Genomic DNA, 12,935 nt, shown 5'->3' with positions numbered 1-12,935 from the left:
CCCGGCGCCTAGCCCTGGGTTTCGGTGCGCGCCAGCCAGGCCGCCAGGCGCGGCCAGCGGCCGCGCCGCGGGGTCTGGTAACAGATCTCGCCCGGCACTTTCAGGATCACTTCGGTGCCCCGCTCCGGCAGGCTCAGCACCTCGATGCTGCCGCCCATGCGTTCGGCGCGCGCGCGCATGCCGGCCAGGCCCTGGTAGCCGCCCTCGCCCGGCGCCGGGCCGATGCCGCGGCCGTCGTCGCGCACATACAGCGAGAAAAATTCGCAGCCGTAGACCAGCTCCAGCTCGATGTGGCCGGCCTGCGCGTGCTGGAAGGCGTTGTACAGCGCCTCGCGCACGATGCTGTAGATTTCCTCGCCGCGGTCGCCGTTGACCGGCGCCGGCCGCGCCGTGATCACCATGCGGAACGGCGTGTTGAAATTCTCCTGCAGCGACTGGCCGACCGCCGCGAAGGCCTGGCTCAGGTTGTCGCCGTAGACCACCGGCATGCGCAGCGCGAGGATTTGGTGGCGGCCTTCGGCCAGCACCTCGTCGGCCTGGTCGAGGATGGTTTCGATGGCGGCCCGTTCCGGGCTGGCCTGCGGCAGGCGGTGGCTGACGCCCTGGAAGCGCAGGATCATGCCCTGCATGCTTTGCAGCAGCGTGTCGTGCAGGCCGGTCGCCACGCGCTCGCGCTCGGCCAGCTGGCGCAGCCGGAATGCGTAGGCGCGCGTGACGCGGCGCAGGCAGACCAGGAAAATCGCCCCCAGCAGGGCGCATGCGACGAGCACGGCCAGCATCAGGTACAGCGGCGTGGGCGAGTAAGACGACAAGAGCGGACTCCGGACGGAACGGCGATCCGCCCACCTTGCCATCATTTCAAGACGCTTCCCATCTCCCCGACGGGGGAGACGGTACGGAAAAACCGTCCCGCAATGTTGCTGTAATGCTTTAATATGGGCCTCTGTGACCATCTACCCGTGCTGATTCCCTATGCTGCAATCGACCTTGCTGTTTGCCCCCGCCGGCGACCTGCCCATCAGCCTGATCGCCGGCCTGTTCGGCCTGCTGTTCGGCAGCTTCCTCAACGTCGTCATCCACCGCCTGCCGAAAATGATGCAGCGCGAATCGGACAACTACGTGGCCGAGGAAAGCGGCAAGCAGCCGCCCTACACCGACCGCTACAACCTGGTGGTGCCGCGCTCGGCCTGCCCGCACTGCAAGCACCAGATCACCGCGCTGGAGAACATCCCGGTGGTCAGCTACCTGATGCTGCGCGGCCGCTGCAGCAACTGCAAGGCGCCGATCTCGGCGCGCTACCCGGCCGTCGAAGCGCTGGCCGGCGTGCTGTCGGCGCTGGTGGTGTGGAAGCTGGGCAGCGGCTGGGCCGGCCTGTCCGCGCTGTTCTTCCTGTATTCGCTGATCGCCATGACCTTCATCGACTTCGACACCCAGCTGCTGCCGGACGACCTGACCTATCCGCTGCTGTGGGGCGGCCTGCTGATGAACGTCAACGGCACCTTCGTGCCGCTGCAGGACGCGGTGATCGGCGCGGCGATCGGCTACCTGGCGCTGTGGTCGATCTACTGGCTGTTCAAGCTGGCGACAGGCAAGGAGGGGATGGGCTATGGTGACTTCAAGCTGCTGGCCGCGCTGGGCGCGTGGATGGGCTGGACCATGCTGCCGACCATCATCCTGCTGTCGTCGGTGGTCGGCGCGGTGGTCGGCATCGCGCTGATGGTGTTCGCCAAGCATGGCCGCAACACGCCGATTCCGTTCGGCCCCTACCTGGCGGCGGCCGGCCTGATCGCCATGCTGTACGGCACGCCGCTGTCCGCCTTCACGATGAGCCTTGTCCGCTGAGATTCCCATGACGACGCCCCTGCCCTTCTCCATCGGCCTGACCGGCGGCATCGGCAGCGGCAAGAGCACCGTGGCCGACCTGTTTGCCGCGCGCGGCGCCACCATCGTCGACACCGACCTGATCGCCCACAGCCTGACCGCGCCGCACGGCGCGGCCATGCCGGCCATCGTCGCCGCGTTCGGCCCGGCGTTCGCCGACGCCGCCGGCGCGCTGGACCGCGCCCGCATGCGCAGCCTGGTGTTTGCCGACGCCGGCGCCAAGGCCCGCCTCGAAGCCATCCTCCATCCGCGCATCCGCGACGCCGCGCTGGCGGCCGGCGCCGCCGCCAGCGGCTGCTATGTGATCTACGCGGTGCCGCTGCTGATCGAATCCGGTACGTGGCGTGAGCGCGTCACGCGCATCCTTGCGGTAGACTGCCCGGAGGAAGTGCAAATCGCCCGCGTGATGGCGCGTAACAATTTGCCGGAAAGCCAGGTCAAAGCCATCATGGCGGCCCAGGTGAGCCGCCAGGCCCGGCTGGCGGCGGCCGACGACGTGATCGAAAATTCCGCCGGCATCGAGGCATTGGCGCCCCAAATCGACCGATTACACGATTTATATCTGGCTTTTTCGAAAAGAACGGCAACAATACCTTCGCAACGTTTGTAATTTTGCTTGGCTTGCTTCAAAATCACGAGAATTAATCGCAGGTCCACCAATAGAGGGATGTTATTTTGATTGTCTACGAATATCCTTTCAACGAGCGCATACGCACGTTGTTGCGATTAGAGGATCTGTACGAGAAATTCAAGTTCTTTGTGCATCAAGAACACCCTATGCAGCACCACGTCGCGCTGGCGACCATCTTCGACATGCTGGAAGTGGCCGGCCGCGCCGATCTGAAATCCGACCTGCTGCAGGAGCTGGAGCGCCAGCGCCAAAGCCTGCTGGGCTACCGCATGAATCCCAACGTCCAGGCGGAAACGCTGGACGCCATCCTGGCCGAGCTGGACGGCGTCAGCAGCGCGCTGGTCGCGGCCCAGGGCAAGACCGGCCAGAACGTGCGCGACAACGAGTGGCTGATGAGCATCCGCGGCCGCACCATCATCCCGGGCGGCGCCTGCGAGTTCGACCTGCCGTCCTACTATGCCTGGCAAAAGCGTCCGGCCGAGCAGCGCTTCAACGACATCGCCACCTGGTTCGCGCCGCTGGCGCCGCTGTTCGACGCGCTGGGGCTGGTGCTGCGCCTGCTGCGCGATTCCGGCGGCCCGATCAAGATGATCGCCGTGGCCGGCAGCTACCAACAGATGTTGCAGGGCAAGGTGTACCAGATGCTGCGGCTGACCCTGGACGAATCGATGGGGGCGATCCCCGAGATTTCAGCCAACAAATACATGCTGTGGGTGCGCTTCACCACCCAGGGCGGCGACCTGAAACCCAAGCCGCTGGAAGATGATGTACCATTCGAGCTCACGCTCTGTAACTTCTAAGAATTGATTATGGCCACCGTAGTTGACTGCCCTACCTGCTCCGCCAAAGTGGAGTGGAAGGAAGAAAATAAGTACCGCCCGTTCTGCTCGGAACGCTGCAAGAAGATCGACCTTGGCGCCTGGGCCGAGGAAAAGTACGCGATTCCCGCCGCCCCCCCCAAAGATCCCCTCGACGAAGAATAACAAACCGGGGTCAGCTGTAGCGCACCTGCTCCAGCCATTCCAGCAACGGTATCGTGGCCGGCAGCAGCGGTTCGACGCCCACCATGCCCTGCCATGCGAAGGCCTGGCCTTCCAGGCTTTGCGGCTCGCCTTCCCAGTCACGGCTGATGTAGAAATGCAGCCGAACGTGCGCGTGCGGGTAGACGTACTCGACGCCGCACCATTCCTCGGCGCTGTGGATGGTCAGGCCCAGTTCTTCGACAAACTCGCGCTTCAGCGCTTGCAGGATGGTTTCGCCCGGATCGACTTTACCGCCCGGGAATTCCCAGTAGCCGTCGTACGGCTTGCCGGCCGGGCGCTGGCCCAGCAGCACGTCGCCGTTCGGCTTGACCAGGATGCCCACCGCGACATCGACCGGCTTGATCACCGCCGCCGTCACGGCTGCTTCCCGGCGTAATCCTTGGCGAACTGCCAGGCCACGCGGCCCGAGCGCGAACCGCGCTGCAGCGCCCAGCGCAAGGCGTCGCCGCGCGCGGCGTCGATCTGCGCTTCGCTGCAGCCCAGCGACGACAGCCAGTGGCCGACGATGGCCAGGTAGTCGTCCTGCTTGAACGGGTAGAACGTCAGCCACAGGCCGAAGCGCTCGGACAGCGAAATCTTTTCCTCCACCGTCTCTCCCGGATGCAGGTCGCCGTCCTCGTCGTGCTTGTAGCTCATGTTGTCGGACATACGCTCCGGCATCAGGTGGCGGCGGTTGGAGGTGGCGTAGATCAGCACATTGTCCGACTGCGCCGAGATGCTGCCGTCCAGCGCCACCTTCAGCGCCTTGTAGCCGCTCTCGCCCTCTTCGAACGACAGGTCGTCGCAGAACACGATGAAGCGTTCCGGCCGCCCCGCGACCAGGTCGACGATATCGGGCAGCTCGGCCAGGTCGGCCTTGTCCACTTCGATCAGGCGCAGGCCGTCCTTGCCGAACTGGTTCAGGCAAGCCTTGATCAGCGAGGACTTGCCGGTGCCGCGCGCGCCGGTCAGCAGCACGTTGTTGGCCGGCCGGCCCTGCACGAACTGGCGGGTGTTCTGCTCGATCTGCTCTTTCTGCGGGCCGATGTGCTGCAGGTCGTCCGGCGCGATCGGCGCCACATGCGCCACCGCCTGCAGGTAGCTGGCGCCGCCGCCGTTGCGTTTCCTCCAGCGGAAGGCGAAGCCCAGCTTCCAGTCCGGCTCGCGCGGCGCCTGCGGCAGCACCGCCTCCACGCGCGCCAGCAAGGCCTCGGCGCGCACCAGGAATTGTTCGAGAGGCGTCGCCATCTTACGAACGGTAGTCGGCGTTGATGGTCACGTACTCGTGCGACAGGTCGCAGGTATAGACCGTGGCGGCGGCATCGCCGCGCGCCAGCTTGACGCGCACCAGGATCTCGCTCTGCCGCATCACGCGCTGGCCGTCCTCTTCCCTGTAGTCCGGATTGCGGCCGCCGTTCTTGGCGACCCAGACGTCGTCCAGGTACAGGTTCAGCTTGCTGACATCGAGGTCGTCGACGCCGGCGTAGCCGATCGCGGCCAGGATGCGGCCCAGGTTGGGGTCGGAGGCGAAGAAGGCGGTCTTGACCAGCGGCGAGTGGCCGATCGAGTAGGCGATCTTGCGGCATTCCTCGACGCTGGCGCCGTCTTCGACGGTGATGGTGATGAACTTGGTGGCGCCCTCGCCGTCGCGCACGATGGCTTGCGCCAGGAACAGCGACAGCTCGGCGACGGCGGCCGCCAGCTCGGCGTATTCAGGCGAGTCGACCGAGTTCACTTCCAGCGTGCCGGCGCCGGTGGCGATCAGCATGAAGGAATCGTTGGTCGAGGTGTCGCCGTCGATGGTGATGCAGTTGAACGACTGGTCCGCCACCTGCTTGACCAGCACGTCCAGGACCGGCTGCGCGACCTTGGCGTCCAGCGCCAGGTAGCCCAGCATGGTCGCCATGTTCGGCTTGATCATGCCGGCACCCTTGCTGATGCCGCTCATGGTGACGCTGTGGCCGCCGATGGTGACCGTGCGCGAGCCGGCTTTCGGCTGGGTGTCGGTGGTCATGATGGCTTCGGCGGCGTTGTACCAGTTGTCGGCCTTGAGGCCGGCGATCGCCTGCGGCAGGCCGGCGATGACCTTGGCGGCCGGCAGCGGCTCCAGGATCACACCGGTCGAGAACGGCAAGATCTGCGACGGCTCGCAGCCCAGCTGCGCGGCCAGCGCGGCGCAGGTCTGGTTGGCCAGCGACAGGCCCAGCTCGCCGGTGCCGGCGTTGGCGTTGCCGGTGTTGACCAGCAGCGCGGCGATCGGCTTGCCGCTGGCTTTGGCGGCGGCCAGGTGGGCCTTGGCGATCTGCACCGGCGCGGCGCAGAAGCGGTTCAGCGTGAACACGCCGGCCACCGTGGCCGTCGGCGCCACCTTCATGACCAGCACATCCTTGCGGTTCGGCTTCTTGATGCCGGCTTCGGCAAAACCGATGTCGATGCCTGCGACAGGCTTCAGGGCGGAGGCGACGGGCAGAGGGGAATTGACGGCCATAGTAGTGATCTCGTGGGTGGAAAGTGGGAGCCGCTATTGTAATACCTGGCGGCGCGTGGCGCATCGCATCAATCACAGCAGGATGGGTGGACTTTTAGTTTCTTTCAGAAAACATATTCAAACACCAAATTTGTTTAAAAATCACAGGAAGGATGTCCTACAACCCCATGAATTCATGGGGTTTTTTGCGTAAAAGCCACAAACTATTAGTACGATCGTTCAGTTTTAATATTTTGTATTTCATGCCTCCTGGAAATTAGTTTAAGGTTGCTGCACATGCCCCACCCCTGCATTGTCGTAGACAACTCCTCACAACACCGATAACAATCCTAGGACCCACAACACATGAAAAAGCAACTTTTAGTAGCTGCCGTACTTGCCGCCACTGCCGCCATGCAGGCGCAAGCGGGCGTGATGGACGACGGCAACCTGAGCATCAGCGGCTTCGGCACGCTGGGCGTCGCCAAGAGCAATACCGACCAGGCGCAGTTCGCCCGCTACAACCAGGCTGAAGGCGTGGCCGACAAGGCCCGCATCGGCCTCGACAGCAACCTCGGCCTGCAGGCGACCTACAAGATCAACGACTGGCTGTCCGGCACCGCGCAAGTCCTGACCCGCAAGAACACCAGCCCGACCTTCACCACCGACCTGACCTGGGCCTTTCTGAAAGCCCGCATCAACGACGAGACCAGCGTGCGCGTCGGCCGCGTCGTGATGCCGATCTTCCTGATCTCGGACTACCAGAACGTCGGCTACGCCAACACCATGATGCGTCCGCCGGTGGAGATGTACGCCCAGGCGCCGATCGAGAACGTCGACGGCGCCGACATCAACTACCAGCACGCCTTCGGCGACTTCAACTTCACCACCCAGGCCTTCGCCGGCGTCAGCCGCGGCAAGCTGTTCATCCCGACCGGCGGCGGTTCGGTCGCGACCTACCGCGCGCCGGCGGCCGGCATCAGCTTCGGCGGCGAATACGGCCCGTTCACGGTGCGCGTCGGCCATGCCCGCGCCGACCTGAAAAGCGACGACATCACGCCGATCAACAGCCTGACCAGCACGCTGAAAGCCGTCGGCTTCGGGCAGCTGGCCAACGACATCAGCCTGGTCGAAGGCAAGAAGATCGCCTTCACCTCGATCGGCGCCACCATGGACTGGAACAACATCGTGCTGCAGACCGAGTACGCCCAGCGCCGCGCCAAGGAAGCCGTCTACATCCCGGACACCAACGCCTGGTACGCGATGGTCGGCTACCGCATCGGCAAGGTGCTGCCGTACTACTCGCACGCCTCGTACAGCGATGCCGGCCACTCGGTGTCGCTGCCGGCCACCTTCCCGAAAACCGGCGTGCTGGCGGCGACCGTCAACAGCGTGATGACCTCGGCCGAGCAGACCTCGGACCTGGTCGGCGTGCGCTGGGACTTCGCCAAGTCGGTGGCCCTGAAAGTGCAGGTCGACCGCATCAAGCCGGGCGCCAAGTCGGGCGCGCTGCTGTTCGCGCCGGCCGCCGGCGTCAAAAACAATGTCACCGTCGTCGGCGTCGCGCTCGACTTCGTATTCTGATAAGGGAGGCGCTATGAAAAACCTGATGTCCACCCTGGTGCTGGCCGCGCTCGCCGCCGCAACCATGACTGTCACCACCACGGCGTCGGCCGAAACCGTCGTCATCGTCAGCCAGAAGAATCCGGCCACCCGCATGTTCTCGGAACAGGCGTCGCAATTCTTCCTCGGCAAATCCAACCTGTTCACGCCGATCGACCAGGCCGAAGGTTCGCCGATCCGCGCCGACTTCTATCACAAGGTCGCCGACAAGGATCCGGCCCAGGTCAAGGCGCTGTGGTCCAAGCTGGTGTTTACCGGCAAGGCCACGCCGCCGAAGGAATACTCGGGCAACGCCGAGGTCAAGAAAGCAGTTGCTGCCGATCCAAAGGCGATCGGGTATATTGACAAGTCGGCAGTTGACGATACGGTCAAAGTCATTTTGACCCTGCCTTAATCGCCAGGTAGCCCTGACCGCCGACCGCCCTGCCCGGGCGGTCGGCGCATGTGCCCCTGGCATCGCCAAAGGAGTGCACGTCTTGAGTTTGTCGCTACGCGCGAAGTTTTTACTGCTCAGCGCCGTGATCCAGGCGCTGGTGGTCGGCCTGCTGATCTGGAACAGTCTGCGGCTGATGAACCACGCCGTCAGCACCAATGCCGAGCGGGTCGCGCAGGAATACGCGGTCACGCTCAACCTCTCCCTCAGTCCCTACGCGACGCGCGGCCGCCTGCCCGAGCTCAACAGCTATCTGGCCGAGATGCTGGCCGATCCGGACGACAGCTTCCTGCGCTACCTGACCATCCTCGACGAGCACGAGCAGCCGATCATCGCCGTGGGCAAGCGCGACGCGCCGCTGCCGCCCATCCTCAAGCAAGGCGGCGGCACCGGCTTCAAGGGCGTGCGCACCATCATCAGCGGCGCCACGCTGCACGCGCGCTCGCCGCTGCTGTTACAGGACAACCGCATCGGCTCGATCAATTTCGGCCTGACCACCAAGGATTTGAAACAGGCGCGCGACGAGGTGATGCTGCAGGGCGGCGTGATCTCGCTGATCGGCTTTGCGATCGGCCTGCTGATGTTCTACGCCTTCACGCACGGCATCGGCCGGCGCCTGGAGGCGCTGACCGGCCAGTCCGAGCAGATGGCGCTGGGCGACTACAGCAAGGCGCTGCCGGTGCACGGCGACGATGAGATCGCCGTCTTCACGCGCGCGCTCAACACCATGAGCACCACGCTGCGCGAGCGCATCGCCCAACTGGAGCAATCACAGCAGCGGCTGTCGGAATCGGAGGCGCGCTTCAAGACGCTGTTCGACATGGCGCCGCTGCCGCTGACGGTGTCGGACCGCGAAGGCCGCATCATCGCCGCCAACCGCGCCGTCACGCACACCTTCGGCGCGGCCGCCGCCAGCCTGATCGGCAAGCGCAGCGACGAGGTGCCGTTCTGGGCCAGCACGCTGGAGCGCGACCGCATCTGGCGGATGTACCAGGCCGACGGCGCGGTGCACGGCGCCATCGCCGGCGTGCTGCTGCCGGACGGCAGCGTCGGCAGCGTGGCGATCTGGTCGTCCTCGCTGACGCTGGACGGCAACCAGTCCATCATCTGGGCGCTGCTGGACCTGACCGAGGAACTCAACGCCAAGCGCGAGCTGAAGGATTTGAACGTGTCGCTGGAGAGCCGCGTGCGCGAGCGCTCGGCGGCGCTGGAGCGCGCCAACGCCGACCTGAGCGCGGCGCTGGAAACCCTGCAGCGCACCCAGGACGAGCTGCTGGCGGCCGAGAAGATGGCCTCGCTGGGATCGCTGGTGGCGGGCATCGCGCATGAGTTGAATACGCCGATCGGCAACAGCCTGCTGGCGTCGACCTCGCTGCGCGACCGCGTGGCCGAATTCGAACGCCACGTGGCGGCCGGCGCGCTGCGGCGCTCGGAACTGACGGCCCACCTGGAAGAGGTGGGCACGGCCAGCGAACTGATTGCCGGCTCGCTGCACAAGGCGGCCGAGCTGATTTCCTCGTTCAAGCAGATCGCCGTCGACCAGACCAACGACCAGCGCCGCAGCTTCGACCTGCTGTCGGCGGTGCAGGACACTATCGCCACCTATACGCCGCGCCTGCGCCGCGCGCACTGCGAGACGGTGCTGCGGATACCGGCCGGGCTGGTGTTCGATTCGTATCCGGGCGGCTTGTACCAGATCCTGAACAACCTGATCAACAACGCCCTGGCCCACGCCTTCGATCAGCGCAAGGGCGGCGTGATCACGGTGAGCGCCGGGGCGGTGGACGCGGAGACCGTCGAGCTGATGTTCGGCGACGACGGCGCCGGCATGCCGGACGATGTGCTGCGGCGCGTGTTCGATCCCTTCTTCACCACCAAGATGGGCCAGGGCGGCACGGGGCTGGGCATGAACATCGTCTACAACATCGTCACCGGCGTGCTGGGCGGGCGCATCACCATCGACTCCGCGCCCGGCGCGGGCACGTCGGTGCGCATGCTGCTGCCGCGCAGCGCGCCGCAGCGCGAGGGCAAGGCATAAAAAAACCGGAGCAAGCTCCGGTTTTGTTGACTGCCTAAGTTTGACCGCTTACGCCAGACGGCCGTGGCAGGCCTTGTACTTCTTGCCGCTGCCGCAAGGGCATGGGTCGTTGCGGCCGACCTTCAGGCCCATCTCCATCAGCTGCTCGGCGCTCAAGCCTTGCAGCTCCGGCGGCAGGCCGGCGATCTGCGCAGGCGCCAGCAGCTCTTCCGGCGCCGCGTTCGGATTGAAGTCCGCGTGCTGGTAGCTGACGTTTTCCACGTGCGACTGCTGCATCGCCGCTTCGGCCGCGTCGATCTCTTCGCGCGACTGGATGCGCACGGTCATGATCAGCTTGACCACTTCGTTCTTGATCATGTCCAGCATCTGGCCGAACAGCTCGAACGCTTCGCGCTTGTATTCCTGCTTCGGGTTCTTCTGGGCGTAGCCGCGCAGGTGGATGCCCTGGCGCAGGTGGTCCAGCGCCGCCAGGTGCTCGCGCCAGTGGCTGTCGACGCTTTGCAGCATGACGTTGCGCTCGAAGCCGCCGAACGATTCCTTGCCGACGATGTCGATCTTGGCCTGGTACAGCGCATCGGCCGCGCCGATCACGCGCTCCAGGATGTCTTCGTCGGTCAGGTTCTGCTCGGACTCCAGCATCGCGCGCAGCGGCAGGTCGATCTGCCACTCCGCCGCCAGCGCCGCTTCCAGGCCCTTGATGTTCCATTGCTCCTCGACCGATTCTGCCGGCACGTATTCGCGCACCAGGTCGGTGAAGGCGCCGTGGCGCAGCGACTGGATCAGCTCCGAGATGTCGGTCGCTTCCAGCAGCTCGTTACGCTGCTGGTAGATTACTTTGCGCTGGTCGTTGGCGACGTCGTCGTATTCCAGCAGCTGCTTGCGGATGTCGAAGTTGCGTGCCTCGACCTTGCGCTGCGCCGATTCGATCGAGCGCGAAACGATGCCCGCCTCGATCGGTTCGCCTTCCGGCATCTTCAGGCGGTCCATGACGGCGCGCACGCGGTCGCCGGCGAAGATGCGCAGCAGCTGGTCGTCCAGCGACAGGAAGAAGCGCGACATGCCCGGATCGCCCTGGCGCGCGGCACGGCCGCGCAGCTGGTTGTCGACGCGGCGCGATTCGTGGCGTTCGGTGCCGACGATGTGCAGGCCGCCGGCGGCAACCACCTGCTCGTGCAGCGCCTGCCAGCCCTCGCGCAGCGCCTTGCCCTGCGCGGCCTTGTCGGTGTCGCTCAGTTCAGGATTGGCTTCGACGAACTGGATCTGCTTTTCGACGTTGCCGCCCAACACGATGTCGGTACCGCGACCGGCCATGTTGGTGGCGATGGTGATCGCTTTCGGGCTGCCCGCCTGGGCGATGATTTCCGCTTCACGGGCGTGCTGTTTCGCGTTCAGGACGTTGTGCGGCAGGCCGCCCTTGGTCAGGATAGCCGACAGCAGTTCCGAGTTTTCGATCGAGGTGGTACCGACCAGCACCGGTTGGCCGCGGTCGTAGCACTCGCGGATTTCCAGCATCATGGCGTTGTACTTCTCGGCCGAGGTCTTGTAGACCTGGTCCTGGCGGTCCTTGCGCTGCGAAGGACGGTTAGGCGGGATCACCACGGTTTCGAGGCCGTAGATCTCCTGGAATTCGTAGGCTTCGGTGTCGGCGGTGCCGGTCATGCCGGCCAGCTTGCCGTACATGCGGAAGTAGTTCTGGAAGGTGATCGAGGCCAGGGTCTGGTTCTCGTTCTGGATCTTCACGCCCTCTTTCGCTTCGACCGCCTGGTGCAGGCCGTCCGACCAGCGGCGGCCCGTCATCAGGCGGCCGGTGAATTCGTCGACGATCACCACTTCATTGTTCTGCACCACGTAGTGCTGATCCTTGAAGTACAGCGCGTGCGCACGCAGCGCCGCGTACAGGTGGTGCACCAGCGTGATGTTGGCCGAGTCGTACAGCGAGGCGCCTTCCGGCAGCAGACCCATCTTGGTGAGGATCGCTTCGGCTTTTTCGTGGCCGGCTTCGGTCAGCAGCACCTGGTGGGCTTTTTCGTCCTTGGTGTAGTCGCCGGGGACTTCAACCTTGCCCTTGCCGTCCGGGGTTTCCTCGCCGATCTGCTGGGTCAGCAGGCGTGGCAGCTCGTTGATCTTGTAGTACAGGTCGGTATGGTTCTCGGCCTGGCCGGAGATGATCAGCGGGGTGCGGGCTTCATCGATCAGGATCGAGTCGACTTCGTCGACGATGCCGAAGTTCAGCACGCGCTGCACGCGGTCGCGGGCTTCGAACACCATGTTGTCGCGCAGGTAGTCGAAGCCGAATTCGTTGTTGGTGCCGTAGGTGATGTCCGAGGCGTAGGCGGCCTGCTTGGTGGCGTGCTCCATCTGCGACAGGTTGATGCCGGTCGTCAGGCCCAGCCAGCTGTACAGCTTGCCCATGGTCTCGGCGTCGCGCTGCGCCAGGTAGTCATTGACCGTGACGATGTGCACGCCCTTGCCCGACAGCGCATTCAGATAGGCCGGCAGGGTCGCGGTCAGGGTCTTGCCCTCGCCGGTGCCCATTTCGGCGATCTTGCCGTAGTGCAGAACCATGCCGCCGATCAGCTGGACGTCGAAGTGGCGCATCTTGAACACGCGCTTGCTCGCTTCGCGGCAGACGGCGAACGCTTCCGGCAGGAGCGCATCGAGCTCCTCTCCGTTGGCGAGGCGTTCCTTGAAGGCCGGCGTCTTCGCTTGCAGCTCGGCATCCGACAGTTTTTCCATCGCCGGCTCGAGCGCATTGATCTCGCGTACCGTTTTTTGGTATTGCTTGAGCAGCCGCTGGTTGCGGCTACCGAAAATCTGGGTCAGTAATGACATGCTTGAAT

General features: G+C 64.9%; 12 protein-coding genes. 7 read left to right on the top strand and 5 right to left on the bottom strand.

Annotated elements, in window-relative coordinates:
* Positions 1 to 8: 8 nt before the first annotated feature.
* Positions 9 to 812: a sensor histidine kinase gene (locus ACEN9F_RS24445; RefSeq protein WP_413424189.1), complete on the bottom strand. Its 804-nt coding sequence runs from the start codon at positions 810 to 812 to the stop codon at positions 9 to 11.
* 160 nt (positions 813 to 972) lie between these two features.
* Between ACEN9F_RS24445 and ACEN9F_RS24440 the strand changes: the two genes are divergently transcribed.
* The 4 genes from ACEN9F_RS24440 (at position 973) to yacG (ending at position 3,495) form a co-directional block, all read left to right on the top strand.
* Positions 973 to 1,842: a prepilin peptidase gene (locus tag ACEN9F_RS24440; protein ID WP_413424187.1), complete on the top strand. Its 870-nt coding sequence runs from the start codon at positions 973 to 975 to the stop codon at positions 1,840 to 1,842.
* A 7-nt stretch (positions 1,843 to 1,849) separates the two neighbouring features.
* The gene (gene coaE, locus ACEN9F_RS24435) at positions 1,850 to 2,491 is read left to right on the top strand and encodes a dephospho-CoA kinase (protein ID WP_413424185.1); all 642 of its coding nucleotides are present in this window, start codon (positions 1,850 to 1,852) and stop codon (positions 2,489 to 2,491) included.
* Positions 2,492 to 2,556: 65 nt separating this feature from the next.
* Positions 2,557 to 3,312 carry a cell division protein ZapD gene (gene zapD / locus ACEN9F_RS24430; protein ID WP_413424183.1) on the top strand — a complete coding sequence of 252 codons (756 nt, stop codon included), beginning with the start codon at positions 2,557 to 2,559 and terminating at the stop codon, positions 3,310 to 3,312.
* 9 nt (positions 3,313 to 3,321) lie between these two features.
* Entirely contained in the window at positions 3,322 to 3,495 is a 174-nt protein-coding gene (yacG, locus tag ACEN9F_RS24425; RefSeq protein ID WP_413424181.1) for a DNA gyrase inhibitor YacG, read from the top strand.
* Positions 3,496 to 3,505: 10 nt separating this feature from the next.
* Here the strand turns inward: yacG and mutT are convergent, their stop codons facing one another.
* Genes mutT through argJ form a run of 3 tightly spaced genes read right to left on the bottom strand, consistent with a single transcriptional unit; the run spans position 3,506 to position 6,022 of the window.
* Complete coding sequence (mutT, locus tag ACEN9F_RS24420) at positions 3,506 to 3,913, bottom strand: 8-oxo-dGTP diphosphatase MutT (protein ID WP_413424179.1); 408 nt, start codon at positions 3,911 to 3,913, stop codon at positions 3,506 to 3,508.
* On the bottom strand, positions 3,910 to 4,782 hold the full coding sequence (locus ACEN9F_RS24415; protein WP_413424177.1) for an ATP-binding protein: 873 nt from the start codon (positions 4,780 to 4,782) through the stop codon (positions 3,910 to 3,912). The genes mutT and ACEN9F_RS24415 overlap by 4 nt, the downstream gene beginning before the upstream one ends.
* A gap of 1 nt (position 4,783) precedes the next feature.
* Positions 4,784 to 6,022 (bottom strand): bifunctional glutamate N-acetyltransferase/amino-acid acetyltransferase ArgJ, encoded by a 1,239-nt coding sequence (gene argJ, locus ACEN9F_RS24410; protein ID WP_413424175.1) that lies wholly within the window; start codon positions 6,020 to 6,022, stop codon positions 4,784 to 4,786.
* A 345-nt stretch (positions 6,023 to 6,367) separates the two neighbouring features.
* Between argJ and ACEN9F_RS24405 the strand changes: the two genes are divergently transcribed.
* The 3 genes from ACEN9F_RS24405 to ACEN9F_RS24395 all read left to right on the top strand — a co-directional run bounded on the left by ACEN9F_RS24405 (position 6,368) and on the right by ACEN9F_RS24395 (position 10,095).
* Positions 6,368 to 7,585: a porin gene (locus ACEN9F_RS24405; protein WP_413424173.1), complete on the top strand. Its 1,218-nt coding sequence runs from the start codon at positions 6,368 to 6,370 to the stop codon at positions 7,583 to 7,585.
* Positions 7,586 to 7,598: 13 nt separating this feature from the next.
* On the top strand, positions 7,599 to 8,018 hold the full coding sequence (locus ACEN9F_RS24400; protein WP_413424171.1) for a hypothetical protein: 420 nt from the start codon (positions 7,599 to 7,601) through the stop codon (positions 8,016 to 8,018).
* A gap of 82 nt (positions 8,019 to 8,100) precedes the next feature.
* A complete protein-coding gene (locus ACEN9F_RS24395) occupies positions 8,101 to 10,095 on the top strand; it encodes an ATP-binding protein (protein ID WP_413424169.1) in 1,995 nt (664 codons plus the stop codon).
* Between the two features lie 48 nt (positions 10,096 to 10,143).
* Here the strand turns inward: ACEN9F_RS24395 and secA are convergent, their stop codons facing one another.
* Positions 10,144 to 12,927, bottom strand: coding sequence for a preprotein translocase subunit SecA (gene secA / locus ACEN9F_RS24390; RefSeq protein WP_413424167.1), 2,784 nt, complete (start codon positions 12,925 to 12,927; stop codon positions 10,144 to 10,146).
* Between the last annotated feature and the right edge of the window lie 8 nt (positions 12,928 to 12,935).

The organism is Duganella sp. CT11-25 (assembly GCF_047302815.1).
Classification (GTDB): Bacteria; Pseudomonadota; Gammaproteobacteria; order Burkholderiales; family Burkholderiaceae_D; genus Rugamonas.
The sequence above is the reverse complement of the archived record's forward strand: the minus strand, read 5'-3'. Positions and strand labels throughout refer to the sequence as shown.